A 25,042-nucleotide genomic window follows, 5' to 3' on the forward strand; every position below is an offset into this window, starting at 1 on the left:
GAAACGAATGATCTCATTGTAAGAAGGCGATTTTAAATACGGCTTATCTGTTTCTTAACTGTTTCTTAAGTCTAACGTTTTTGTTGCGACTCCACGTCGTACATGGGGATCGTCAAGCTAAACGTCGTTTTAACCCACGGATCGCTTTCCGCCTGCAGTTGTCCGCCGTTTTTGACGGCCAAAGCGAGTGCGATCGCGAGTCCGAGCCCGCTGCCGCCGCTGCCCGGATTTCTCGACGGATCGCCCCGGTATGTCCGCTCGAATATATACGCCAGCTCGTCCTTCGGAATACCCGGCCCGCGGTCCCATATAAGCAGCTTGTACGTCCGGGCGCTTTCGTCCTGCTCCAGCCCGATCCCGAGCATTTTGCCGGCATGGCCGTAGGTGCAGGCGTTTTTCAAAAGGTTGCCGATCATTCGGGATAAGCCCAGACGGTCTGCGACGACGGGAAGCCGTTCGTCCGGTATGCGGATTTCAAGCTCCATCCCGGCGCCGTTCAGCTCGGGCAGGAAGGCGATCAGCGACTCTCTCGCCAGCTCGGCCATATCCAATAGTTCCGGCTTATGGGGCAGTTCGTCCGCATCCAGCTTCGCCATCGTAAAGATTTCATCGATCAGCGCTTTCAGGTCGTTCGACTTTCGGGACACGATGGCGAGGCAGTCCCGCTTCTCCTGCTCGGATGGGAAGGCGCCGTCCATCAAGGCGTCGACATAACCGATGATCGAGGTGAGCGGGGTCCGGATATCGTGCGAGATGCCGGACAGCAGCCGTTTCCGCGCCGTTTGCGAACGGACCGCTTCGATCTGGACGCGCTCCAACTCCTCAAGCAGCTCGTTAACTGTGAAAATCGCTTCGCTCCAGCCGCGGTCGCGCTTGGCAAGCAGGCGTGTCTTCCGGTTCCCGTCCAGAGCGCGTCTTAATTCCGCGGTCAACTGCTTCAGCATCGTATGGGTCCGCAGACCGTAGCTGATCAGAAGTCCCGTCGTCAGAGCCAGAAGGGCCAACAAGCCCAATCTCAGCGTTCCGGAGGGCTCGCCGAATAATTCCGCGGCTGCAAATGCGGCGAGGATGGCCGTTTGAGCGAGCAGAACGGCGATTTGCCGGTTCGGATTCATTCCCGCTCCCCCGCGAATTTGTAGCCGATGCCCCAGACCGTCTGAATATATTGCGGATGGGAAGGGTCCGGCTCGATTTTGAGACGCAGCTTGCGGATATGCACCATCACCGTATTGTCGTCCTCCAAGTACTGGCTGGCCCAAACATTGCGAAAAAGCTGGGTTTTCGTAAACACTTGGCCCGGGCGGGAAGCGAGAAATTTCAGCAGCTCGAATTCTTTCGCGGTCAGAGGAACCGGTCCGCCAGCGACTTGAACGGTATAGGTTTTTAGCTCCATCGTGAGGCCTTTAAACTTCATGGTCTCCTGCTCCGGCGGCGACAGCTCGATGCCCAGGATGAGATACCGTCTCATGAGCGCTTTGACCCGCGCGATAACTTCGGCGATGCTGAACGGTTTGGTAATATAGTCGTCCGCGCCGATGCCGAGACCTACAATTTTATCGGTCTCCAAATCTTTGGCCGTCAGCATCACGATCGGTACGTTCGATTTGCTGCGGATTTGCCGGCATACCTCGATCCCGTCCACCTTCGGCATCATCAGATCGAGCATAACGAGCGAATGCCGGCCCGGGTCGAACAGCCGGATCGCTTCCTCCCCGTCTGTGGCGGTATCGGTCTCGTCAGCTCGCGCTCCATATAGGTTTTGATTAACTCGCGGATTTCCCGGTCATCGTCGGCGATGAGCACCCGAATTTGTTTCATATTGGCACCTGCTTTACGGAGTAAAAAGGAACTGGCCGATTGCGCCTCTCTCATCATATCACACGGCCGGAAGCGGCGAGAATGGACTTGGGGCTAGGCTGAAGGATCAATGCTCAAGGATCAATTCTCAAGGGAGCAGGTCATCTATACGGGGGCTGTTTCGGAATGAATCGCGGGGGCGTAGGGCTTGATCCCGAAGGAAAGGCAAAGACGCCTTCGCAACCACGGGGAACGTGGTAACGAAAGCGTCTACGGGAATGAGTTACTTTTGTCAGAGCGGGTGTTCAGGCATAAGTTTTGCTTCTAAAACAGCCCCTGCGGAGCGACGGTTCAATCGCGAAGCGTCAGCCAGCTGGAAAATTCGTGCACGGCATAACCCGCGAACGAAGCTTTGCCTGCGGAGGCTGCTACGACGGTGCTCAGCGCGGCGTTTAACTCTGCTCTTCCTTTGTCGTAGAAGCTCGTATCCGGCTCATAGTTGTTCAGCGTTTCCACGCCGACGATGACCGGCTTGCCGGCTTTCTCGGCTTCGTCCAGCTCTTTGCTGACCGAGGTCAGGATGTTCTCGGCGCTATTGCGGTAAGCCATCAGCGTCGTTTGATCGAGCTGGCGGATGAGCCGGTCCGAGAGCGTAGTCCGGCCTCCGTACCCGTCGCGGACGTTGAAGGCGTCAAGCCAGACGGGCAGGCTGGCGCCCGTAATTAAGGCGCTGTCCGACTTCACTTCCTCGACGAAGCCGCTGATCGTATCCATAAGCAGCCCGATTACGGCATCCTGGTCGGCATACCATTCCGGCAGGACGTGGGGCTCGACATCGAGGTGGATACCGCGAAACTGTTCAGCCGGCAGGGCGCGGGCGTTGAACGTTTTTACCCAATCGATAAACTGGTACAGTTTCACCGAGCTTCGCGGCAGCACCCAATCCGGAGCGCCGTCCAGGGCGTGGACTTCGATGCCCCGCTGCGCGGCTTCGGCCAGAAAGCTCCGGTAAATGTCCGCCGGGATGTCCGTGTCGATCTGCAAAAACAAAAGAGTGATGCCACTACGCTGCAGAGCGTCCAGCGTATTCGCCCTGTCGGTCCAGATGGAGAACGTATTCCACATCCACGTGGCGACGACGGGCTGCTGCTGCGCATGCACCGGCACCGGTTGGGAAGGAGCGATCGCGAGCATCAGGACGATCCCCAGCAGAGCCGCTTTCATCCCGAGCGGCAGCTTCGATAACTTGCTTGCCATCATTGGTTTCACCGATTCTCTCCTCGTATGTGTATTAGGCCCGTTAGTTCAAGCCCATCATAGAGTTCGTTATAACGAACGATAAATAAGGGGAGGGGGTCGGGGAAAGGTTTGTAAAAATGCTGTTGCGCGTTTTTCAAATTCCGAATACACTTGGATTAAGTGGATTGTGTTACCGATAACTCTTTTCTTGCCGATATCGCTTTACAGGTAAGGAAAATGGATTAGACGGATTGGAGTTATCGATAACTCCACAAAAAGGAGGAATCTACCTATGAACGGACAACCGATTAACCGCTACAAAGGAAGCTTGCCGAAAATCGGCATACGCCCGGTCGTTGACGGCCGGCTGGGAGGAATCCGCGAGTCGTTGGAGAATGTAACGATGGATATGGCGCGTTCGGTCGCCAAGCTGCTGACGGACAACCTGACGTATACGAACGGACAGCCGGTGGAATGCGTGATCGCCGATACGACGATCGGAGGTGTGGCCGAAGCGGCGCAGGCGGCGGAAAAGTTCGCCCGCGAAGGTGTAGGCGTGTCCATATCCGTTACCCCGTCCTGGTGTTACCCGACGGAGACGATCGATACCGATCCTTCCGTGCCGAAGGCCATCTGGGGCTTCAACGGAACGGAGCGTCCGGGTGCCGTTTATTTGGCGGCTGCGATGTCGGCCCATAACCAGAAAGGGCTGCCGGCCTTCGCCATCTATGGCAAGGACGTGCAGGATATGGGGGATGCTGCGATTCCGGAGGACGTCCAGAGCAAGCTGCTCCAGTTCGCTAAGTCGGCGCTTGCGGTAGCGGTGATGCGCGGGAAATCGTATTTGTCGATGGGCAACGTGTCGATGGGGATCGCCAGTTGTATCGCGGACGAGTCGTTTTTCGGAAAGTATCTCGGCATGCGCAACGAATACGTCGATATGACGGAATTTGTGCGCCGCATCGAGCGCGGCATTTACGATCATGATGAGTTCGAGAAAGCGCTTGCTTGGGTGAAAGAGAATTGCAAGGAAGGCGAGGACGTGAATCCTTCGCACTTGAAACGGACCCGGGAGCAGAAAGACGGCGATTGGGAGACGATTGTCAAAATGGCGCTGATCGGACGCGACCTGATGATCGGCAACCCGAAGCTGAAGGAGATGGGATACGGCGAAGAGGCGCACGGCCGGAATGCGATCGCTGCGGGCTTCCAGGGTCAGCGGGCGTGGACGGATCATTTCCCGACCGGCGACTTTATGGAGGCGATGCTGACGACGTCGTTCGACTGGAACGGCATCCGCGAGCCGTATATCGTCTCGACCGAGAACGATACACTGAACGCGGTGACGATGCTGTTCGGGCATCTGCTGACGAATGCGGCTCAGCTGTTCGCGGACGTTCGCACGTATTGGAGTCCGGAGGCGGTGGAGCGCGTTACCGGCAAAAGGCTGGAGGGACGCGCGGAGAACGGCGTTATCCACTTGATCAACTCGGGACCGGCAGCGCTTGACTGGACCGGCGCGCAGACCGGCAGCGACGGCCAGCCGGCGGTGAAGCCGTTTTGGGAAATTTCGGAGGAAGAAGTGAATGCGTGTCTGGATGCGACCCAGTGGCGTCCGGCGATTGACTTTTTCCGCGGAGGCGGGTTCTCGACCGACTTTACGACCCGCGGAGGAATGCCGGTGACGATGGCTCGCGTCAATCTGGTTGCGGGCGTCGGACCGGTGCTGCAGATCGCGGAAGGATATACGGTCGAACTGCCTGACGACGTGCACGACATTTTGGACCGCCGGACGGACCAGACTTGGCCGACTACCTGGTTTGTGCCGAATCTGACCGGCAGCGGCGCGTTCCGCGACGTGTATTCGGTTATGAACAACTGGGGATCGAATCATTGCGCGGTCAGCTTCGGGCATGTGGGCGGCGATCTGATTACGCTCGCATCCATGCTGCGGATTCCGGTAAGCATGCATAACGTACCGGCAGACCGCGTATTCCGTCCGTCCGCCTGGAACGCGTTCGGAACCGCCGATCCGGAGAGCGCCGATTACCGCGCCTGCACCGCCTTCGGGCCGCTGTATAAATGACCGGAAAGGATAGATGGGGAACATGAGAGGAAATTTAGCGATCGGCATCGACTACGGGACGGAATCCGGCCGGGTATTGATCGTCGATGTGCGGGACGGCCGTGTGCTGGGCTCGCACGTTACGGCTTATCCGCACGGGGTGATGGACGACACGCTTCCGGGCGGCGGGACGAGGCTGGGAACGAACTGGGCGCTTCAGCACCCGGACGACTACATCGAAGTGCTGCGCCGGTCCGTTCCGGAGGCGCTGAGGATGTCCGGGGCGTCTGCGGAGGACGTGATCGGCATCGGCATCGATTTTACCGCGTGTACGATGCTGCCGGTCGACGCATTTGATATTCCTTTGTGCTTCAAGGACGAATGGAGAGACCGTCCGAACGCATGGGTGAAATTATGGAAGCATCATGCCGCCCAGGAGGACGCCGACCGGCTGAACGAGATCGCGGTCAGCCGCGGCGAATCGTTTCTGAGCCGGTACGGCGGCAGCCTGTCCTCGGAGTGGATGCTGCCGAAGATTAGCCAGACGCTGCGTGAAGACCCGGACGTCTACGAGGCGGCCGACCGGTTCGTCGAGGCGGCCGACTGGGTCGTCGCGCAGATGACGGGGACGCTGAGACGCAGCAGCTGCGCTGCGGGCTACAAAGGCAATTGGCATAAGGCGGAAGGATATCCAAGCCGCGATTTCCTGAAGGCGGCCGATCCGCGGCTGGAGACGCTTGCGGAGACGAAGCTGCGGGGAGAGGTTGTCGCGTCCGGCACGAAGTCAGGCGAGCTGACCGGGGAGATGGCCCGTCTGATTGGCCTGAAGCCCGGCATTCCGGTAGCGGCTGCGATCATCGATGCTCATGCTGCCGTTCCGGGGGCGGGTATCGTCGCTCCGGGCACGATGGTGCTGGCCATGGGGACGTCGCTGTGCCATATGATCATCGCCGATACGGAACAGCCGGTCGAAGGAATACGCGGCATTGTCGAAGACGGGATTATCCCCGGCTATTACGGGTACGAGGCGGGTCAGCCGGCGGTCGGCGATCTGTTCGCCTGGTTCGTCGAACATGCGGTGCCCGCTTACGTCCGGGAAGAAGCGGATCGGGAAGGGATATCCGTCTTCGAATGGCTGGGGCGCGGGGCATCCCGGCTCGCTCCGGCGGAAAGCGGCCTGCTGGCGTTGGACTGGTGGAACGGCAACCGTTCCGTTCTCGCCAGCGAGAGCTTGAGCGGCCTGATCGTCGGTTATACGCTGCATACGAAGCCGGAAGAAGTGTACCGGGCGCTGCTCGAAGCGACTGCCTTCGGAACGAGACGGATCGTTGGCGCCTTCGAAGAGAGCGGCATCCGGGTCGATGCGATCGCGGCGAACGGCGGGATTCCGCAGCGCAATCCGCTGCTGATGCAGATTTACGCAGACGTCACCGGCAAGAAGGTCTATATTCCGGCGGCCGAGCAGGCGACCGCGCTCGGCTCGGCGATGATGGGCGCGGTCGCCGCCACGGCGGCGGGCGGCGGATACGATTCAATCGCCGAAGCGGCGGCCGTTATGGCCCCGCCGGTGAAAAAAACGTACGAGCCGATCGAGCGGAACGTTCGGCTCTACGAAGAGCTGTACCGCGAGTATGTCGCGCTGCACGATTACTTCGGCCGCGGGGCGAGCGGCGTTATGCGCAGCTTGCGCAAGCTGAAGGAGCGAGCGGCGGGCGGCGCTGCGGACGCTTAGCGGCGAGCGGCGCGGCGCCGCGGTTGCGAGTGTGTGCGATTGGCCGCTGTTAGGCGGCAGAGGGGGGCATGCGTCGCATCGCGGTACATTGCACGGCGAGCCTCGTGCTGCGTGCAATGCACCGCGCACCGCGTCTGCGGATGGGACCCCGGCCGGAGTCGGGGTGCCGTTCGCGGCGGAGAAGGATCATCCAGCTCAATAGCAACTTTTAGCACCTCTTATTTGGGACATTTCTCGGATGGACCTCGCAATAAGAGGTTTTAGAAGCTTTTAATTAGGCATTTTCCACTTGTAATCGTCTCTCCCGGGGATTACAAGAGCTTCTTTCATCCGCTATTTTGGACAAAAGTGGATTTTCGGTGAGTAACTGTGAATCGGGAAAGCGGCAGGAGAAGGCGGTTGGTAGCAGCATTCGGCTCACCATAGCTAACTGGGCTGTACGGATTAATTCGGAAGCAGGGACACAGCGGGGAGGAACGGGCGTTAGTTAGTTAGTTAGTTAGTTAGTTAGTTAGCTTTACAGCGGTGCATCGTGTGTTCCAACTTGCCGTATCTGCATCCGAGGCTGCCAAACGGGGTGCCAAGCTCGTTTCGTTTCCGTCATGTCGCTGTATTTAGACACTTTCACGTCTGGAAGCTTGGATTCGGCCTGTTCACCGATTCCGGAGAACGGCCGCTTTACCTCTAACAAACAACCCTAATCGGAAAGGGGAGAGCAGATGCAGCCTGTACATCGTATCCAAGAACTGGCGCCCGATTATACGGTCGTGTACGAATCGCCGGACCCCGGCAGCGTTTATGCGTACAGCCCGGGGATCGCGGTGCTGCCAAGCGGCCGGCTGGTGGCGACGCTCGATTTGAGCGGTCCGGGCATCGGGACGGTCCCGGGGCCGAAGCGGACGATCGAATGGGGCAAGCTTTGGTTCGGCAAAGTGTTCACGTCGGACGACGGCGGCCGGACGTGGGACCATCGCACCGATTTTCCGTTTATGCATGCGAGGCCCTTTGTAGCTGGAGACAGCGTCTATGTGATTGGGCACTGCAACGATCTGGTCATCATGCGTTCCGGCGACGGCGGCGAGACGTGGGGAGAACCGTGCTTTTTGACCGACCGTCAAGTATGGCACCAATCGGCCTGCAACGTTTTTTATGCAAAGGGAAACGTTTACCTCGTCATGGAGCGCATTACGCTGCCCGGAGTTAAGGAGCTTCGTACTCATTTGATGGCGCCTGTTCTGATGCGGGGGGATGTCCGCTCCGATCTGACGAAGCGGGATTCTTGGACGTTCGCCTCCGAGCTGACGATGTCCGAAGCATTGGCCGGCAAGGAAAACGACTTGTTCGGCGTTCCCTTCTTCCACGAGAAGGACCCGCGGGGCGCTGCGGACGTTCCGCCCGGACAGAAGGGGATGTATCCGCGGGGCTGGCTGGAGACGAACGTGGTGCAGTTTACGGACGACCGCCACTTTTTCTATGATCCGTCGGGCCGGACGTTCCATTTGTGGATGAGGGCGAATACGGGCGGCACGGGGTATGCAGCCATCGCCAAAGCGGTGGAGCAAGAGGACGGAACGATCCGCACGATGCTGGAAACGGCGCCCTCGGGGCAAACGATGCTGTTCGTTCCGTGTCCCGGCGGACAGATGAAATTTTACATCCTGCACGATGCAGTTACCGGGCTGTACTGGCTGCTGAGCTCGCAGGCGACGGACAGCATGACGCATCCGGACAGACTTCCGCCCGATCGCGGAAGCAATCCGAATAACGAGCGGCATCGGCTCCAGCTTCATTTCTCGCGCAACTGCGTGGATTGGTGCTTTGCCGGGCTCGTCGCCAAAACCGACTTCGGCAAACAGGCGCGCCACTATGCCAGTATGGCGATCAGCGGCGAGGACCTCGTCATCTTGAGCCGGTCCGGGGACGAACGGGCGGCGAGCTCGCATGACGGCAACCTGATTACGTTTCACCGGATTTGCAATTTCCGGGAGCTCGTCTATTGATGGGGCTGGATATAGCTGCCGCCTCGAAATCCGGCTTTGTCGCTGAAATCGGCATGTCCGCATCTTTCTGGCTTTAACAAAACGGGCTGTCTCCGAAGTTTTTTACGATGTGTTGAGCCCCGCTTCAAATCGATGTTCCTCGAGAAAAAGGACCCCATCTTCCGCCTAACCGTGGAATTTGAGGTCCTTTCGTTTAGCATTTGGGACGTTTTCCATGTCCTATGGACACTTTTGGGACCATCCCCTTCCGCTTTATTATGGAGTGTATCGTAAATCGATAAAATAAGGAAAAACGCGCCCATTTTCATGCGGCCCGGAATCTGCCTGGCGGCTTTTTTGTTGATAGGTTTGTTGATGCGTTGGTCGAACAGCAGTTGCTCGACACATCATACGAAGCCGGCAACAGAGGGAGCGATGATCTTAAAAGCCGCTGATTCCAAGGCTTTCACTTTATCCTGCTTGACCGATTTCACCCAATGCGCAGCATGCCGTCTTCAACAAAAAATAAGTAAAAATGAAGCTGGAAACGTGAAGGAAAAAGTCGAATCGTGTCGAAAGAATACAAGGAAAATGCTGTAAGGAAAGGTGAGCCTATGAAGCGAAGACAAGGATTGCGGCTGCGTCTTCTGGTCGTCGCTTTGGTTGTCTTCTCGATCTGGACGACACTCGGCGCCAGCACGTATATCGCCTATCGGACCGAGAAGGAAGCGCTCACCCGCTTGACGCTGGAGATGAATCAGATCAATTCCGATAAAATCGCCGAGTCGGTGGACGGCTTGTTCGCCAGCATGAAAAAAAGTTTGGCTGCCACCGGCGATTATTTCGTTCGCAATCGCGTTCAGATCCCGTTAGCCGATCAACTGGAGTTGTTCCGGCTGAATCATCCCGAGTTCAATTCCGTCGTCCTGGTCGACGAGAAGGGAAAGTTGCTGGAGTCATCGCCGGCAAACGCCGCGCTGAAGGGGCAAATCATAACGACCGAAGGTACAGTTCAGGCGCTCCGGGAGAAACGGCCCCTTGTATCCGAGCCGTACATCAGCACATTAAACCGGCTGGTTGTCGTGGTCAGCCATCCGCTCGTCGATGAGAAGGGCGTGTACCGCGGGTTTATCGGCGGCTCGATCTGGCTGCAGGAGGAAAACTTGCTGAGCAAGCTGCTGTCGACGTCGCCGAACGATGAAAACGGTTCCTATATGTACGTCGTCAGCTCGTCCGGCAATTTGCTATATCATCCGGATTCTTCGCGCAATGGGGAGAACGTCAAGGAGAATCCGGCCGTGAGCGAACTGATGAGCGGACATTCCGGGAAGATGCGGCTTACCAATTCGCGGGGAATCGAAATGCTGGCCAGCTATACGGTGCTGAAGGAGACCGGCTGGGGCGTCGTGGCGCAAACACCGGCGGAGATCGTGAACCGGGACACGAAAAAACTCGTTCTGCTTATTCCGCTTTATACGCTTCCGATTATGGCCATGTTTATTTTCGCAATTAGTCTTATCATCGGCAAAGTGGCGGACCCGCTCGTCAAGTTGGCCCGTTATGCGGCGAGACTGTCTTATCAGGCGGGAGCGATCGAGCCGGTTCCTCGGATTCATGACTGGAACTTCGAGGCGAATCAGCTGCACAGGGCGCTGACGATAGCGGTACGGCAGGTCGGGAGCGAATTCGACAGCCTGTCTCACGATGCGAACACGGACCCTCTGACCGGATTGTATAACCGTCGGGTCATCGAGCTGTATATGCGAACATGGATCGGCGGCCGCGTGCCGTTTTGCCTGCTTCTGATCGATTTGGATCATTTCAAGCGGATCAACGATACGTTCGGTCACGATATCGGGGACGAAGTGCTGAAGTTTTTGGCGCAGGCCGTCCGGTCGCTGACGGAAGAACGGCATATGTGCTGCCGGTTCGGAGGCGAGGAATTTGTCGTGCTGATGCCGGATACGTCTCCCGAGCAGGCGCTCGTCTATGCCGAGACGATCCGCGCCTACATGGAGTCAACGGACAGTCCGGCAGGACGGCCGGTTACATTGTCCATCGGGATAGCCGCTTATCCGGAAAATGCGGGCGATGCCGACCAGTTGTTCCGGCTGGCCGACGAAGCGCTTTACCGGGCCAAGGGGGCGGGACGCAACCGGGTCGAATTCCACTCGTCTTGGCCGGGGGAGCGCTCGAAGCGGGCCAAGTAGGCAACGCGGTCCGCTTAAATGGCGATATCGAGCGGAATGGTCGGATGGTACTCGTAACCGATCAGCTTGAAGTCGTCGATCGTAAAATCGTCGAACCGGCGTACGTCCGGGTTGATCCACAGTAAGGGGGCCGGGAACGGCTCGCGGTTGATCTGCTCCCGGAGCGGTTGCGCATGCCGTTCGTAGATGTGGGCGTCGTTCAGATTAAAGGTAAGGGTGCCCAACTGGTAGCCGGTTACTTGGGCGATCATCCGCTGAAGCACATAATATTGAAACACATTAAGCGGATTCCCCAGGCCGATGTCGTTCGAGCGGGCGTTCACGACGAGGTGAAGCTGATCTTGCTTAACGAGCCACTGGTTATTCCAAACGCACGGGTACAGCTCCATCTGATCCAAATCGTCGATATTCCAAAGCGAGATGACGTGCCGTCTCGAAGCGGGGTTCGTTTTCAGCTCCGAAAGCAGCCGCTCGACCTGGTTTGTAATTTTTCCTTGTATATAAATCGGCTTGCCCAGCTGGTAGCCGTACGCTTTGCCGATATTGTTGTTTTCATTCGTCCATTCCTTCCATAGCTTGACGCTATGCTCGTCCAAATAAGCGCAGTCGCTCGTCCGCTTGACGTAAAACCATAATAACTCGTGAATCGCCGATTTCCAGGCAACCCGCTTAGTTGTCAGTATCGGAACCTCGGAGTTATCGAACCGCAGCTGCCGGCAAATCGTACTGATCGTATGGGCGGGAGTTCCGTCAGCCCACACCGTCCTTACTTGATGATCCGTATCCCATACCCCGTTATCCAAAATGTCGGTAACCAGTTCTTTGTATACTGCATCGGCTATCCCCATACCTGTTCCCCTCTCGCCGATTACGGCTTTGATTTCGGGCGGCCGCTCGATTGGCAGCAACCCGGCATTCCATCATTTTATCATAATCGAGCGGATCGGGCGGCACCCATTTCGGGAAAAGATCGCCGCGGCTTTTTATGGCGTTATGCCGGTGCAAAAAAAGGATAAAGCCTTGCTTAGCTGAGGGAGTATGGTATGATCGATATGATATATACCGGCAATATACAACAAACATCTTATACCGACAGGAGATGAGACGATGGATGCGCTGACGCCAAATCCGGTGCTGTACAACGTTCCGTTTCGCACGGACAGCTTTCAGGGAATGCCTTACCGCAGACTCGGCTCTACTGGGCTGAAGGTCTCGAACATCGGGCTCGGCACTTGGAAGGTCGGGTTTCCGGAAACCGGAGACGGCTCCCGGGTAGGAGAGTCCGAGGCGTTCGCGATTTTCGATCGCGCTTTGGAGCTCGGGGTGACGTTCTGGGATACGGCGAACCGGTATAATCTCGGCTCGGGCAACTCCGAGCGGGTGATCGGCAGATGGCTTCGCGCCAACTCGGCGCACCGGCGCGATATTGTGCTGGCGACGAAGATGTTCGGTGGTATGGACGGCACGACCCCGAACCATAGCGGGCTGTCCCGGTCCAATATCATCGATTCGGTGGAAGCGAGTCTGGAACGGCTGCAGACGGATTGGATTGACGTGTTGTATTTTCACGGCTACGATCCCGATACGCCTCCCGAGGAGAGCTTGGCGGCGGTAGAAGATTTGGTGCGAAGCGGGAAAGTACGGTATTTCGGAGTATCGAACTTTACGGCGGAGCAGTTGGAGCAGTATGCGCGCGCAAATGAATCGTTCTCTGTCCGCACCAAGGTGGCGGCGGTGCAGAACCAGTTCGACCTGCTGTACGGGGAGGCACCCGAACGTCCAGGGGTGCTCGATTATTGTGCGGCCAATGCCGTTGCTTACGTGCCGTGGAGCCCGCTGGCCCGCGGGCTGCTGACAGGCCGGTACGCCGATCCGGCCAAGGTTGGCCCGGGGGACCGCAGGTATGACGAAGGCGACTGGCGGATCGACGAGGCGACGGCGGAGAAGCTCGGCCAACTGACCGCGCTTGCCCGTGAGCTGGAGATGGGACTCGCCCAGCTCGTTATGGCGTATATGCTCACACTCCCGGGGATGGGACCGATCATCCCGTCATCGACAACCGTCTCGCAGCTCGAAGCGAACGCCGCGGCGGGCAAGCTCGCGCTGGACGCGTCGGTGCTGAAGCGGGTACGAGCGATTACGGGTGCATAGGCTTGATCCGGCAGGCGTTTACGCAGATTTTCCCAGAGGTTGGCGAGAAAGCAAGAGCAAGCAAGACTCCTTAACGGAAGCCTCCTCATCCCGATGCAGATCGGGGTGAAGGAGGCTTCCGTTTGCTCGTGAGCCGCCGACCGAACCGGGTGCTGCACGCCTTCGTCCCTACACCCGGTGCGTTTTTCTGAACTCGGAAGGGTTCATGTTCGTTTGCTGGGTAAATACTTTGCACATATAAAAGCCGTTCTGAAAGCCGTTCAGTTGGGCGATCGTATCGATCGTATAGTCGGTGTGAATGAGCATCTCCTTAATATTGTGAATCCGCACGGAGGTCAAATATTGCAGAGGGCCTTTCTGGTACGCGGCCTGAAACCTTCGGGTCAGCTGCGAGGCGCTCAGCCCGTACCGGACCGCGACCGTCTCCATCTTCAGCGGCTCCGCCGCGTTTTCATCGATATACGCCGCTACGTTCCGGATTACCTCGTCGATCGGCTTAAGCTCCTCTTCCCCGGCCCTCATCGAGTTCAAGCAGAGCAGCAGCAGATCAAATACGTAGTGCGCCGACAAATCCTTATCCGCGGAAGCTTGCTTCAAGTAGTCGTACGTGGAAAGCAGCCGCTGCTTATCGACGATCGAGACGGCGCCGCAGGGCATCGCTTTCGTTTTGGCAATTCTGGGAACTTCCTCCTCGGTCCATTTGAATTCGACAAAATGAAACGATAACGCAGTGGAACTCACCTCACGCCATAGCGTGATTCCCGGGGGGACGATCACGACTTGGCCGAAACTCGCTTCGCCTTCTTCCTGACCGATCGCGTAACGAAACGCCCCTTCCTCCGGAGCCAGCATGACCCAATGCGTATACGAATCCGACTCCCGGACGAACTGCATTTTGGCTTCTCCCCAGTAGTAATGGACGATTTGATGCGACTCATTTTTTTTCCACAATGCCGACACCCCTCTTGCGCAAAAATATATATAAAATAGTTTAATATTTTCCATTCGTTCTTGTATAGTCATCTCTTACAATGAAGAGGAAGAGAGGGGAGAACGATGGATTTTCACGGAAAGGTCGCAGTCGTGACCGGCGGGCAGCGGGGTATCGGGAAAGCGATTACCGCCGCGTACCTGGCAGCCGGGGCGAGCGTGGCCGTCATTCATAACGACGAACAGCCGCACCAACCTTCACAGTTTGGACCGGTCGGAGCAGAAGAACGGTTTTGCGAGCTGCATGGAGACGTATCGCAGTCCGGCCGGATGAACGTCATCTTCGGACAGATCGGGGAGCGCTGGGGGCGGATCGATATTCTCGTCAATTGTGCGGGAATAACCGAACGGCTGCCTCTGACGGCTCTAAACGAATCGTCCTGGGAGCGCATGATGGCCGTTAATCTGAAAGGCCAATATTTGTGCGTGAAGGAAACGGTGCCCCTTATGTTAAAAGCCGGCGGCGGCAGCATCATTAATATATCGTCGATCCGCGCCCGGCTCGGATTCGCCTCGGACAGCTGCTACATCGCCGCCAAGGGCGGAATCGAATCGTTTACCCGGGCGCTCGCCGTAGAGCTGGCCGGAGACCGGATTCGGGTCAATTGCATCGCGCCGGGCGCGATCGAGACCGATTTTAACCGGGAGCGGCTTCAGGAACCGGCGATTCGCGAAAGCACGCTCCAATCGATCCCGCTCGGGAGGATCGGGGGGCCGGACGATGTGGCGGGTGCGGCGTTGTTTCTCGCGTCCGATCTATCCGCCTTTATTACGGGGGTTACGATTCCGGTCGACGGCGGCCAGCTTATTAAAGGATGACAGGCGGAAAACCAAATCAAGGGGGAGAACAAGATGGATTGGAAACAAAACTACGAATATGGCATACCGGTGCCGGAGCTGATTAAACGGTACAAAGAATTATATACGGGAGCCGTATACGATGTGTTGGACCATATGGGCTATCCGAATCAGGCGCTTGCGAACGGCTTGAAACCGGTTCGTCAGGACATGACGCTGGCCGGTCCGGCTTTTACGATTAAAGGCATTCCCGACATTAAGGGCGACGAAGATTTGCGCACGCGGCGCATTCACCTGTTCAACGATATGAGATCGATCGGCTGCCCGCTCATCGATACGCGGGACTGCAGCATGGACACACAGGCGGCCCATTACGGCGAAATGAACGCGGTGCTCGGCAAGGCGTCGGGCGTTGTTGGCGCCGTCGTTGACGGAGGCTGCAGAGATACGGGCTTCTTGGTGCGGGATAACTTCCCGGTATTTTGCCAGTACCAGACTCCGGTGGAAGCGTACATGCGGTGGAGCTATTATGACTGGCAGATGCCGATCGCTCTGAGAGGCGCGTTAACGTCGGTCGTGCCTGTCCATCCCGGCGATTTCCTGTTCGGCGACCTCGACGGCGTAGTCGTCATACCGCGCAAGCTCGTCGTCGAAGTGCTGGAGAAGACGGAAGCGCTCGTGCAGGTGGAGAATCAGGCTCGCGCCGAGTTCGCTTCCGGAGCCGACCCGGTTGAAATCTACAAAAAATACGGGAAGCTGTAAGCTTGCCCGGCAGTCGAGGAGGCGGAACCTTTTGAAAATCGTGGATATGCGAACCCGCTGCGTAGCGATACCGACGACTGCGCAGCTGCGGCACAGCACGGGGGTTCACCCCGGATATTTCATACGCACGGTGCTGGAGCTGATTACCGACGAGGGGATCGTGGGCCTGGGCGAAGTAGGCGGGGGCGATGCGCGCGGAGCGTTGCAGAAGCTGAAGCCGAGAATAACCGGCGAGGACCCGTTTAACTTGGAGCGGATCAAGCTGAAGGTGCTGCGCAGCGTTTATTACATGTCGAACGCAAGGCTGTACGCGGCGATTGAGATGGCCTGCCTCGATATTCAGGGCAAAGTGCTCGGCCGGCCGCTGAACGTCCTGCTCGGCGGTAAAGTCCGGGACGAAGTGCCGATGATCGGTTACTTGTTCTGGCGGTACGACCGTCCGGGAGGCGGCGACGACCGAACGGCGGAAGAGATGGCGGATCATTGCGAGCAGCTGCACCAGGAGCTCGGCATCACGTCGATGAAGCTGAAGGCGGGCGTGATGGCGCCGGAAGAAGAAGTGCGTACGCTCGAGCTCTGCCGCAAGCGGCTCGGTGACTCGTTTGGCCTGAGAATCGACCCGAACGGAGCCTGGTCGGTCCCGACGGCGATCCGGATGGGCCAGCGGCTCGAGGCGCTTGGCCTGGAATATTACGAAGATCCCTCCTGGGGGCTGGAAGGCAACGCCGCGGTCCGCAGCAAAGTAAGAATTCCGATCGCAACAAACATGTTCCCGAATAAATTCGACGATCTCGGTCCGGCGATCCGGATGGGGGCGGTCGATATTATTTTGACCGATATCCACTACTGGGAAGGCCCGCGCGGGGTGAAGGACCTGGTCGCCGTCTGCAATACGTTCAACCTCGGCGTAGCGATGCACAGCGGGGTCGAATTCGGCATCGAGCTGGCCGCCATGCTGCATACGGCCTCGACGATTCCGGTCATGACCTTCGCCGGGGACGCCCACTACCATCATTTGACGGACGATATTATAGTTGGCGGCTTGATGCGATATGAGCGGGGATGCATTCGCGTGCCGGACGGCCCGGGCCTCGGCGTGGAGCTGGACGAGGAGAAGATGGAGAAGTACGAGCGGTATTTCGAACAAAAGGGAGATTATTACGCCCGGTTCCATCAAGATGCGCGGAGGCCGGACTGGTATCCGATCACCGGAGGTTTTTAGAGGTTACTAGAAGGAGGTTACCGAATGACCGACCGACAGCCTTGCAATCCGTCGGCCTCCGGTTCCGCCGGAGAGCTGCTCCGCTTGTTGTCCGGCTTGCCGGAAAAGAAAGACAGGCGGGTCGTACTAGGCCAGTATATCACCCGGAACAGCCATAATTCGAATCCTTACGACCCGGCCCAGGCATGGGAGCGCTATTACCAGGACGTATACCGCCAGTCGGGCGAATACCCGGGCTTGGCCGGCTTCGACTTCAGCGGCCGCAGCGTGGACGGCGCCGGAGCGGACAGCGGTCCCTCCGATTCGAATTGGCGCGAATATGCCGAATACCACCATGAGCAGGGCGGTTTGCTCAGATTTATGTGGCATGCGAGCAATCCATGGACGCTGGAGACGTCATGGTCGCAAATCCCGCAGGGGGGCGGGCTGGAACAGCTGATTACCCCGGGAAGCGAGGCTTATGACAGGTGGAACGGCTGGCTGGGCCGGCTTGCGGATCAACTCGAGACTTACGCGAAGAAAGACATTCCTATCATCTGGGGGCCTCTGCATGAAATGAACGGCAGATGGTTCTGGTGGGGGACCGGCGCGACCGACCAGTTCCGGGAAGTATGGCGGCACATGTACCGCTATTTTACGGAGACGAGGGGTCTGCACAATTTGCTTTGGATGTTTTGCCCGGATGCGAAGGCTTCGTGCGAGCGGGCGGTCGAGCAATATCCCGGGGGGAGCTGCGTCGATATCATTGCGCCTGATCTATATTACGTATCCGCCGATAGTGGGGCGAGCCCGGCGTTGTACGACGAGTTTTCCGATCCGAAATACGGCAAAATTCTGGGGTGGGGGGAAATCGGCGTCAATACGGAAGAGCGGATCGATAACCGGAAATTTATCGAGGAGATCCGCAGCAGATTCCCGCTCGTGACGACGTATATGCAGTGGGGGGACGTATTTTCGGCGGGTACGATCAAAACGTTCGCGCTGCCCTCCAACGATTATATGACGGAGCTGATGCGGGACGATTGGATGCTTCCAAGAGGCGAGCTGGCGAAGCTGAAGAACAAATGAGCAAATGAATTCAGCTGTATAGCTTAACGAACCATATCGAATAATCGGGGGGATGTAAGAAATGTTCCACAATTCGAACAGAAACAAAGTGATCGCCGGAATCGGAGCGCTCGCGCTGCTCGGTACAGCTTGCGGAGGCGGGCAGCCGAAGGAGCCGGCCGCCGCTTCGGAAAAGCCGGTCACACCGGTCGAGCTCGTCATTTATTCGGAGAGCGGCTGGTCGCAGGAGGAGTTCAATGACCGGTTCGGCGATTCGATCCGCAAGAAGTTTCCGCAGCATACGTTCAAATATATTCAGAAGACGGGTACGGGCACGCTGCTCGCCGATCTCGTCGCATCGGGACAGAAGATCGATATATACTGGGATTCGGTGTCCAAAATCGTATCCAACCTCAAAGATATGCGGCTGGAATATGACATGACCGAGCTGATCAAAAAACGGCAAATCAATCTGAATCAGCTCGAGCCGTCCGTTGTTAACTTCGGCAGGGAGATGTCCGACGAGAAAATGTATGCGCTTCCGGTCGTCATCAACACCCAGGCATTGTATTACAACAAAGATATTTTCGACAAGTTTGGGGTTCCTTATCTGAAGGACGGCATGACGTGGGATGAGGTGCTGGACGTTGCCAAGAAGCTGACCCGGAAAGACGAAGCGAACGAATATTGGGGTGTCGGCTTGTACATCGACCAATATTTGCCGCTGAATCCGTTCTCCTTGCCGTATGTCGATCCGAAGACGGAGAAAGCGACGATCCAGAACGAAAACTGGAGGCCTGTGTACGACGTCCTGACGAAGATTTACCAGACTACGTCCAATAAAATGATGTCGCCGAACGTTTTCGCGACCAAAAAGAACGTAGCGATTACCGTCGCGCTGGGCAATTTCTTCCTGTCCCAGCCGATGGCCGACGTCAACTGGGATATCGTCTCGTTTCCGAAATACAAGGAAGCGCCGCAGCTCGGGCCGCAAACGCTGCCGACTTATTTCGGCATTACTTCCACAAGCGAGCACAAGGAGCTGGCGATGGACGTCATCCAGCATCTGATCAGCGCGGAGAAGCAGACCGAGCTGTCCCGCAAAGGAATCATCCCGGTGCTGACCGACGAAAACGTCAAGAAGCAATTCGGCCAGGATAGTCCGCACAAAAATAAAAACTTGCAGACGATCGTGAACCAGAAGTATTCGCCGATCGCACCGAAAACGAAATACGACGCCAATGCGATGAAAATTTATATCAAATACGACGTCGATCTGGCGACAGGAAAAGTGGATCTGAATACGGCGTTCCGTCAAATCGAAGAAGAAACGAACAGTATGATCGCTCAGGTCAAGTCGAAATAAGCGGGCGTTAGGACGACCTTTTTGACAACTGCCATGCAACACCGCAGCGTGCGCCGGAGATGGCGCGCGCTGCAACCATTTCCGTTATAAGGCAGGACATTTGATGATCCATCGTCCGCATACGCGGGTCACGGGATAGGATCGATCATGCCGTTACGGATCATGAAAAGCTCCATCGCCTCGTTCAGCCAGTCCTCCTCTTCCTTCGAGAACGGGGAGACGACCATGTTCTCCAAGTCCTCCAACTGCACGGACTCGAGGCTGCCGAACCCGTTCATCGCTTCTTCTCCGACGAACTCCAAGTTCGCCTTCATATACCGCTACATCAGCCCCTGCACCTCCATAAGCGTCATCATAATGCTGCTGTCGATGTCGCCCTTTTCCTCAAGCAGCGCAATAAGCGTCCGGACCGAGGTTCCAGTTTTTTCTGCGAATTCTCCTACCGAGTAATGCCGGGCTTTGTTATCGTTCATTCCGTGCTCCTCCTTGTAGCGACTATATAACGATCATAAGGCATAACGTTACTGGAGGTGCAAGCGTTCCTAAACAAAAAAGAAAAGCAGCCGCGTATAATCAATGGAGGACCGCCGCCGGCGCCGAGTAAAAGTTGGGATATTGAGCTTAAGAAATGCAACGCATTTTTCGGCGGTACGGGTTATACTTGTCGCAAAGCCCTGTGAGGGTTGTCAGGCCGCGGCCGGCATAAACGATGATGCCGTGCACGCAGAAAAGAGGGGAACGAAGAGGATGAGTCGAACGATAAAGCTGGGCATTATCGGTGCAGGAAATATTGGGGCGGTACATGCGACGGAATTCAGCAAGCTGAAGGAGCGCTGCGAGATCGTGGCGATCTCCGACGTGTCCCGGCCGCTCGCCGAATCGAGAGCGGAGCAGTTCGGCATTCCTTCCGTGGAAGAGAGTGCGGAGAAGCTGATCGCCCGCAGCGATATTGACGCCGTCGTCATCGGCGTGCCGAACCGCTTTCATGCGGATTTTGCGGTAAGCGCGCTCGAAGCGGGCAAGCACGTGCTGCTGGAGAAACCGATGGGGCTGAACGCCGAGCATGCCAAGCGGATCGTCCGGGCGCAGAACAGCACCGGCAACGTGCTCATGGTATCGCACCAGATGCGCTGGGACTCGCTGCCGATGGAGGTGAAGTCGCAGATGGAGCAGGGTGCGCTCGGCGACATTTATTCCGCCAAGACCGGCTGGTACCGCCGCAAGGGGATTCCCGGCTGGGGCACTTGGTTTACGCGCAAGGAGATGTCCGGCGGCGGACCGCTTATCGATATCGGGGTTCATATGCTCGATCTGGCGTTTCATCTGATGGGCGATCCGAAGCCGGTCGCGGTATCCGGAGCCGCCTACGCCGAGTTCGGGCCGAAGCGCAAAGGCATCGGCTCGTGGGGAACGCCGGACTGGAACGGCGTATGGGACGTGGAAGATTTCAGCACGGCGCTCATCCGGATGGAGAACGGCAGCACGCTGACGCTGGAAGTAAGCTGGGCGGTTCATATGGATACGGACAGCCAGCCGTTCGTCCATCTGTTCGGCTCCGAGGGCGGAGCTTCGATCCGGGGATCGCAGGGCAAGTTTTTGACCGAATCGTTTGACCGCGCAATCGAAGTCGAGCTAAAGACACAGGACAAGGATGAAGGACCTCGGGTTCGGATGAGCCGTCACTTCCTAGATTGCGTGGAAAGCGGCAAGCAGCCGATTTCGTCGGCGATCACCGGACTGACGAACAATCTGATTATCGATGCGATTTACGAGTCGTCCCGGACGGGCAGCGAAGTAAGGCTGGATTGGGACGGTCTGCGCTGAGGCGATGTATGGACGCCGGACTGAACAATTGGAAGGAGCAAGCGATATGATTCGTGGATTAACAAGAGCGGGGCTCGGCCAGGTTGGCAGCGACGAGGCGTTTATTGCATTGGCGGCCCGGTACGGCTTCCAGGCCGTTGATATCGATGCGGGCAAGCTGATTGCGGAGAAAGGGGCGGAAGGCGCGGCGTCGCTGCTGAGCGCGAACGGGATGCGGATCGGCTCGATCGGTCTGCCCGTGCAATGGCGGACGACCGACGACGAGTTCCGCAAAGGATTGCCAGCGCTTCTGGCCGCGGCGGAGGGAGCCCGGCAGCTCGGCTGTACGGCGTGCTGCACGTACATCCTGCCTTCGACCGACGAACCGGCGGCGCCGTTTATGGCGGCGGCCATCCGCCGTCTCCGCTTGTGCGCGCAAATTCTCGGAGCGTACGGCATCCGGCTCGGCCTGGAGTTCGTCGGCCCGCACCATCTGCGAACGCGCTGGAAGCATCCGTATATTTGGACGATGTCCGATACGCTGGATCTCGCAGCGGCGATCGGGGAGCCGAATGTAGGTCTGCTGCTGGATTCGTACCACTGGTACACGACGGAGCTCGGCGTGGAGGATCTCCACGTACTGCGCGCGGATCAGATCGTACACGTGCATCTGAACGACGCGCCGGACGTTCCGGTCTCGGAGGCGCTTGACAATGACCGCCGGATAACCGGCGAAGGCGTTATCGACCTGGCCGGGTTCTTGAAGGCGCTCCGGCATATCGGGTACACCGGCGTCGTCTCGCAGGAGGTCCTGACCCAGCAGCCTCCTCAAGAGCCTGCGGAAGAGCTTGTGCAGCGGACGGCGGCGGGGTACGACCGGTTGTTCGCGGAAGCGGGCATTGAAGGCTGACAGCTTCGGCTAACGTAGAAGTTCGAACCGCTGTACGGACAATTAGGCGAAACAAAACAGTAAAAGACGCTTTCAGCCCCGGTTCTGACTGCCGTGGTTCTGGAGGCGTCTTTTTCTAGTCATGCAGACTTTGCCGGGTTCTCTTCAAGCAGCGTCTCCACTGTCGTGAACTGGCCCGTCTGAAGAGAAAAGTGGTTGCACGAAGGATACCGGGGTACCGCCAGCAAAACGCGTAAACGTACGTTCAGCGAAGATATCATCAAATAAGCCTGAAATTCCGCACGCTAAGGAAAACCGGATTGTTTTGTGCAAGCGCTATGTGAGGTCAACTTTTAGTCCAAATTGCTTCTTTGCTTCCTCGCCGGTTATGAAGTCTTGCAAGTTCATCCAAGGTTTCAACCATTTGATAAAATAAAAAAATCCTGTTTTCACAGGATTTTTTTATAGTTATTTTTTAACCACAGGCACCCAAAATTCGCCGTAGAATGTGCCGTCGCCGTTATCTTTGCGATAAGTCGCATTTGGACCGCCGATGTAAGCATAGTCAGTGATTGTAGCCAAAACTTCGCCAAAAGCACGGTAAGTCAGCTGATCAAACAAAGTTTCCTTGTCGCCATTTCCTGCGACCACGATGTACTCGCTATCCGGAAACTCGATGATGCGGGTTGCGTCAGACACTGATTTGCTTGCTTCTACCGCAAAATAATTCCACGGTTTGCCTTGATAAACCTCGTTGACTGACCATTCGCGATCGTCTTTTGCGGCGTCTTTGAGCTTATCAAAACGCCCATCAGCCTTGAGTCCGCCCCAAAACTCAGCTTTTTCCTTTTGCAAAGCTTGCATATCTTGGAAATTCGAATGAATGGAAAAACCATAAGCGGTCAATGTGAATGATTTTTTGTGTTCAATTGTGTAATCGGCCATGGGATTGCTCCTTTTATCCAGGTTTAACTTCCGCTACAAAATTCCTTCAATCCCCAAATCGTCAAACAAGAAACCTTCTTTGCCGCCAAAAGCTTGCTTCAGCCTTCGACTTTTTTTGTGCGAAGCCACATTTCACCATAGAATTCGCCGTTTTCGGCTGCTTTGACAAATGTGGAGTTACCAGGACCCACGTATTTGTAGTCTGTGATTCCTTGCAACAAGCCGCCGAAAACGTTGCCTGTGATTTCATCAGCAAGACGGTTTTTGTCAGCGCCTGTGCCAGGCACGACGAGGTAGTTGCCAGCGAGAAAATCGAGGACGACCGCGCCTTCCGCGTCGAACTCGCCCATCACGCCGAAGCCGCGCCAAGCCTTGCCGTCGATGACATAGTTGATTTGATATTCTTGCCCGTCAGCGAGCGCGAGAAGTTCAGCAAGCTTGCCGTTTTCAGTGATTTCAGCTTTTTTCGCTGCAGTTTTTGCTGCATTGCCTGCCCAGTCGTTGTAGTCTTCAAGTAAAACACCGAAAGCAGTCATTTTGTAGTTTTCTGAGATTGTTTTGATGGAGTAGTTAGACATTCGGTTCTCTCCTCGCGGATTTATTTTTTACAAGATTGATTCTATTTGCCGAATGTATCAGAAAATGATACTTTTTATTGCCTTTAAAATCGCCAGAATTTTCATCATACCTATGGAGGAAATCTTTACTTGGTTCATTTCCTATTTTCAATCATAAAATGTAAATCTGTCAGCACTGGCTTTTTTTTTGCTACATTTTTGATACAATATAAATCATGAGAAAAACAGAACGAGTGAACCTGATCATGCGCTACATCAATAACCGCGCGCATTTTACGATTGCTGAGATTCAGCGGGAGTTCAAGATTTCCCGGGCGACGGCGATTCGCGACATTAACGAGATTCAGGCGATGGGTTTTCCGCTGACGACCGAGCTTGGGCGCGGTGGCGGCTACTATGTCCTTCAAAATCAGTATCTGCCCGCCGTCCGCTTCACGCCAGATGAGCTGAAGGCGATTTTTATCAGCTTTATCGCCTCGAAAAATTCGCAGCTGCCGTATCTGCAAAATCGCCGCTCCATCACTGAAAAACTCATCGGCATCGCGTCGCAAACCCAGCAAGACGAGCTGATCGAGCTGAATAATATCTTGCTTTTTGAAAATACAAACCCTGGCAATCCGAATCTTTTGGAGCTTGATGATGCAGCGCCTGCGGGACTGAACCAGCTGATTTCGCTTGCTGTGCGGGATAAGCACTTGCGCTTGACTTATGAGCTGAGTCCGGGCTGGCCGCAGTTGATGGACGTTTTTTTGCTGCATATTTTTAACTCGAACGCTCAGTGGCTGGTCGAAGTATATGATTTTGATACGGATGAGTTTCGTTATTTGCCTGTTGCGATGCTGCGGGATTCGGCAATTTCTGAGCAGGAGATGAAGTGGTCCGAGCAAGAGATTTTAAGCAAAAAACGGCTTGGTGCACGAGAGTCCAATCTGGTTGTGAAGCTTGATTCGACTGGGATTCAGCGCTTTAAGCGTATGCACCCGCCGGGGATTATCTTGTCCTTTACTGGGATGTTTCAGTCGAGCGGGATTTTCAATGTTCAGTTGGATGTGACCGATGTCGAGGGGCTGGCGTATTATGCGGATTGGCTTTTGTTTTTGGGGAAAGGGGTCGTGTTTGAACGGATTCCTGCTGAGCTGCGCGTAATTTTGGAAGAGCGTTTAGGGGTACCGCCAACATTTTAACCTAGGGGATTAAGAGGGCGAAATGAATCGACTATATCAAGCTGTGTCCTGTCGTCTTGTCGGAAACCGACAACGGTCCAGCGACGCCGATCCGTATCCATAACAACGGGTTTATCCGGTATTCAAACAAATCGGCGCTCTGCTGGGACATTCGGTTCGTTCCCAATGCAGAGACGGTCAAAAACGCGGCAGAGGCATCTTGATCTTCATGAACAAATTCGGCAACGAATCGATCAAAGAGTGTAAAGCCCCGGTCACATTCGTGAGACCGGGGCTTTACTTCTG

The 25,042-nt window shown here is 56.3% G+C and carries 21 protein-coding genes and 1 pseudogene; 13 read left to right on the forward strand and 9 right to left on the reverse strand.

The annotated features are described in order from the left end of the window. Positions 1 to 71: 71 nt before the first annotated feature. From IDH45_RS02060 to IDH45_RS02070, 3 genes and pseudogenes are all read right to left on the reverse strand, one after another. Positions 72 to 1,115 carry a sensor histidine kinase gene (locus IDH45_RS02060; RefSeq protein ID WP_190924201.1) on the reverse strand — a complete coding sequence of 348 codons (1,044 nt, stop codon included), beginning with the start codon at positions 1,113 to 1,115 and terminating at the stop codon, positions 72 to 74. Further along, positions 1,112 to 1,818, reverse strand: a pseudogene (locus IDH45_RS02065) (winged helix-turn-helix domain-containing protein). Before IDH45_RS02065 ends, IDH45_RS02060 begins: the two are co-directional and overlap by 4 nt. Before the next feature lie 330 nt (positions 1,819 to 2,148). Beyond that, a complete protein-coding gene (locus IDH45_RS02070; protein WP_190924202.1) occupies positions 2,149 to 3,066 on the reverse strand; it encodes a hypothetical protein in 918 nt (305 codons plus the stop codon). A gap of 262 nt (positions 3,067 to 3,328) precedes the next feature. Between IDH45_RS02070 and IDH45_RS02075 the strand changes: the two genes are divergently transcribed. From IDH45_RS02075 to IDH45_RS02090, 4 genes are all read left to right on the forward strand, one after another. Next, the gene (locus tag IDH45_RS02075) at positions 3,329 to 5,122 is read left to right on the forward strand and encodes an L-fucose isomerase (RefSeq protein WP_190924204.1); all 1,794 of its coding nucleotides are present in this window, start codon (positions 3,329 to 3,331) and stop codon (positions 5,120 to 5,122) included. Positions 5,123 to 5,144: 22 nt separating this feature from the next. Then, positions 5,145 to 6,833, forward strand: a complete 1,689-nt coding sequence (locus IDH45_RS02080) for a ribulokinase (protein WP_190924206.1) — start codon at positions 5,145 to 5,147, stop codon at positions 6,831 to 6,833. Between the two features lie 719 nt (positions 6,834 to 7,552). After that, positions 7,553 to 8,833, forward strand: a complete 1,281-nt coding sequence (locus IDH45_RS02085; protein WP_190924208.1) for a sialidase family protein — start codon at positions 7,553 to 7,555, stop codon at positions 8,831 to 8,833. A 593-nt stretch (positions 8,834 to 9,426) separates the two neighbouring features. Beyond that, positions 9,427 to 11,022 (forward strand): sensor domain-containing diguanylate cyclase, encoded by a 1,596-nt coding sequence (locus IDH45_RS02090; RefSeq protein ID WP_190924210.1) that lies wholly within the window; start codon positions 9,427 to 9,429, stop codon positions 11,020 to 11,022. A gap of 14 nt (positions 11,023 to 11,036) precedes the next feature. Here IDH45_RS02090 and thyA read toward each other — a convergent pair whose 3' ends face one another. Further along, on the reverse strand, positions 11,037 to 11,870 hold the full coding sequence (gene thyA / locus IDH45_RS02095) for a thymidylate synthase (RefSeq protein WP_190924211.1): 834 nt from the start codon (positions 11,868 to 11,870) through the stop codon (positions 11,037 to 11,039). A 259-nt stretch (positions 11,871 to 12,129) separates the two neighbouring features. On the opposite strand from thyA, the gene IDH45_RS02100 reads away from it, so the two are divergent. Beyond that, positions 12,130 to 13,173, forward strand: coding sequence for an aldo/keto reductase (locus tag IDH45_RS02100; protein ID WP_190924213.1), 1,044 nt, complete (start codon positions 12,130 to 12,132; stop codon positions 13,171 to 13,173). A gap of 168 nt (positions 13,174 to 13,341) precedes the next feature. Here the strand turns inward: IDH45_RS02100 and IDH45_RS02105 are convergent, their stop codons facing one another. Next, entirely contained in the window at positions 13,342 to 14,124 is a 783-nt protein-coding gene (locus IDH45_RS02105; RefSeq protein WP_190924215.1) for an AraC family transcriptional regulator, read from the reverse strand. A gap of 105 nt (positions 14,125 to 14,229) precedes the next feature. On the opposite strand from IDH45_RS02105, the gene IDH45_RS02110 reads away from it, so the two are divergent. From IDH45_RS02110 to IDH45_RS02130, 5 genes are all read left to right on the forward strand, one after another. Further along, on the forward strand, positions 14,230 to 14,982 hold the full coding sequence (locus IDH45_RS02110) for an SDR family NAD(P)-dependent oxidoreductase (RefSeq protein WP_190924217.1): 753 nt from the start codon (positions 14,230 to 14,232) through the stop codon (positions 14,980 to 14,982). 33 nt (positions 14,983 to 15,015) lie between these two features. Beyond that, positions 15,016 to 15,723 carry an RraA family protein gene (locus IDH45_RS02115; RefSeq protein WP_190924219.1) on the forward strand — a complete coding sequence of 236 codons (708 nt, stop codon included), beginning with the start codon at positions 15,016 to 15,018 and terminating at the stop codon, positions 15,721 to 15,723. Positions 15,724 to 15,763: 40 nt separating this feature from the next. Beyond that, positions 15,764 to 16,945, forward strand: a complete 1,182-nt coding sequence (locus IDH45_RS02120) for an enolase C-terminal domain-like protein (protein ID WP_317891136.1) — start codon at positions 15,764 to 15,766, stop codon at positions 16,943 to 16,945. A 24-nt stretch (positions 16,946 to 16,969) separates the two neighbouring features. After that, a complete protein-coding gene (locus tag IDH45_RS02125; RefSeq protein WP_190924222.1) occupies positions 16,970 to 18,013 on the forward strand; it encodes a glycoside hydrolase family 26 protein in 1,044 nt (347 codons plus the stop codon). 61 nt (positions 18,014 to 18,074) lie between these two features. Continuing rightward, positions 18,075 to 19,358: an ABC transporter substrate-binding protein gene (locus tag IDH45_RS02130; RefSeq protein ID WP_190924224.1), complete on the forward strand. Its 1,284-nt coding sequence runs from the start codon at positions 18,075 to 18,077 to the stop codon at positions 19,356 to 19,358. 128 nt (positions 19,359 to 19,486) lie between these two features. Here the strand turns inward: IDH45_RS02130 and IDH45_RS02135 are convergent, their stop codons facing one another. Together IDH45_RS02135 and IDH45_RS02140 are read right to left on the reverse strand one after the other, a co-directional pair. Further along, a complete protein-coding gene (locus tag IDH45_RS02135) occupies positions 19,487 to 19,672 on the reverse strand; it encodes a hypothetical protein (protein WP_190924226.1) in 186 nt (61 codons plus the stop codon). A gap of 6 nt (positions 19,673 to 19,678) precedes the next feature. Next, complete coding sequence (locus IDH45_RS02140) at positions 19,679 to 19,831, reverse strand: MerR family transcriptional regulator (RefSeq protein ID WP_190924228.1); 153 nt, start codon at positions 19,829 to 19,831, stop codon at positions 19,679 to 19,681. Between the two features lie 274 nt (positions 19,832 to 20,105). On the opposite strand from IDH45_RS02140, the gene IDH45_RS02145 reads away from it, so the two are divergent. Both IDH45_RS02145 and IDH45_RS02150 read left to right on the forward strand, forming a co-directional pair. Further along, on the forward strand, positions 20,106 to 21,182 hold the full coding sequence (locus tag IDH45_RS02145) for a Gfo/Idh/MocA family protein (RefSeq protein ID WP_190924230.1): 1,077 nt from the start codon (positions 20,106 to 20,108) through the stop codon (positions 21,180 to 21,182). Positions 21,183 to 21,228: 46 nt separating this feature from the next. Continuing rightward, positions 21,229 to 22,071, forward strand: a complete 843-nt coding sequence (locus tag IDH45_RS02150) for a sugar phosphate isomerase/epimerase family protein (protein WP_190924231.1) — start codon at positions 21,229 to 21,231, stop codon at positions 22,069 to 22,071. A 447-nt stretch (positions 22,072 to 22,518) separates the two neighbouring features. Here the strand turns inward: IDH45_RS02150 and IDH45_RS02155 are convergent, their stop codons facing one another. Beyond that, a complete protein-coding gene (locus IDH45_RS02155; RefSeq protein ID WP_190924234.1) occupies positions 22,519 to 22,995 on the reverse strand; it encodes a GyrI-like domain-containing protein in 477 nt (158 codons plus the stop codon). A gap of 98 nt (positions 22,996 to 23,093) precedes the next feature. Further along, complete coding sequence (locus IDH45_RS02160; protein WP_190924235.1) at positions 23,094 to 23,573, reverse strand: hypothetical protein; 480 nt, start codon at positions 23,571 to 23,573, stop codon at positions 23,094 to 23,096. Positions 23,574 to 23,806: 233 nt separating this feature from the next. Here IDH45_RS02160 and IDH45_RS02165 point away from each other — a divergent pair, with 233 nt between their 5' ends. Beyond that, positions 23,807 to 24,757, forward strand: coding sequence for a helix-turn-helix transcriptional regulator (locus IDH45_RS02165; RefSeq protein WP_317891122.1), 951 nt, complete (start codon positions 23,807 to 23,809; stop codon positions 24,755 to 24,757). Positions 24,758 to 25,042: the final 285 nt, after the last annotated feature.

This window comes from Paenibacillus oceani (genome assembly GCF_014705615.1).
Taxonomy (GTDB): Bacteria; Bacillota; Bacilli; order Paenibacillales; family NBRC-103111; genus Paenibacillus_AB; species Paenibacillus_AB oceani.

Coding starts and splice junctions, on each gene's coding strand:
- IDH45_RS02160 (WP_190924235.1), bottom strand. CDS start 23,573: ATGTCTAACTACTCCATCAAAACAATCTCAGAAAACTACAAAATGACT.
- IDH45_RS02155 (WP_190924234.1), bottom strand. CDS start 22,995: ATGGCCGATTACACAATTGAACACAAAAAATCATTCACATTGACCGCT.
- IDH45_RS02075 (WP_190924204.1), top strand. CDS start 3,329: ATGAACGGACAACCGATTAACCGCTACAAAGGAAGCTTGCCGAAAATC.
- IDH45_RS02085 (WP_190924208.1), top strand. CDS start 7,553: ATGCAGCCTGTACATCGTATCCAAGAACTGGCGCCCGATTATACGGTC.
- IDH45_RS02125 (WP_190924222.1), top strand. CDS start 16,970: ATGACCGACCGACAGCCTTGCAATCCGTCGGCCTCCGGTTCCGCCGGA.
- IDH45_RS02150 (WP_190924231.1), top strand. CDS start 21,229: ATGATTCGTGGATTAACAAGAGCGGGGCTCGGCCAGGTTGGCAGCGAC.
- IDH45_RS02140 (WP_190924228.1), bottom strand. CDS start 19,831: ATGAACGATAACAAAGCCCGGCATTACTCGGTAGGAGAATTCGCAGAA.
- IDH45_RS02130 (WP_190924224.1), top strand. CDS start 18,075: ATGTTCCACAATTCGAACAGAAACAAAGTGATCGCCGGAATCGGAGCG.
- thyA (WP_190924211.1), bottom strand. CDS start 11,870: ATGGGGATAGCCGATGCAGTATACAAAGAACTGGTTACCGACATTTTG.
- IDH45_RS02145 (WP_190924230.1), top strand. CDS start 20,106: ATGAGTCGAACGATAAAGCTGGGCATTATCGGTGCAGGAAATATTGGG.
- IDH45_RS02110 (WP_190924217.1), top strand. CDS start 14,230: ATGGATTTTCACGGAAAGGTCGCAGTCGTGACCGGCGGGCAGCGGGGT.
- IDH45_RS02080 (WP_190924206.1), top strand. CDS start 5,145: ATGAGAGGAAATTTAGCGATCGGCATCGACTACGGGACGGAATCCGGC.
- IDH45_RS02100 (WP_190924213.1), top strand. CDS start 12,130: ATGGATGCGCTGACGCCAAATCCGGTGCTGTACAACGTTCCGTTTCGC.
- IDH45_RS02090 (WP_190924210.1), top strand. CDS start 9,427: ATGAAGCGAAGACAAGGATTGCGGCTGCGTCTTCTGGTCGTCGCTTTG.
- IDH45_RS02115 (WP_190924219.1), top strand. CDS start 15,016: ATGGATTGGAAACAAAACTACGAATATGGCATACCGGTGCCGGAGCTG.
- IDH45_RS02060 (WP_190924201.1), bottom strand. CDS start 1,115: ATGAATCCGAACCGGCAAATCGCCGTTCTGCTCGCTCAAACGGCCATC.
- IDH45_RS02135 (WP_190924226.1), bottom strand. CDS start 19,672: ATGAAGGCGAACTTGGAGTTCGTCGGAGAAGAAGCGATGAACGGGTTC.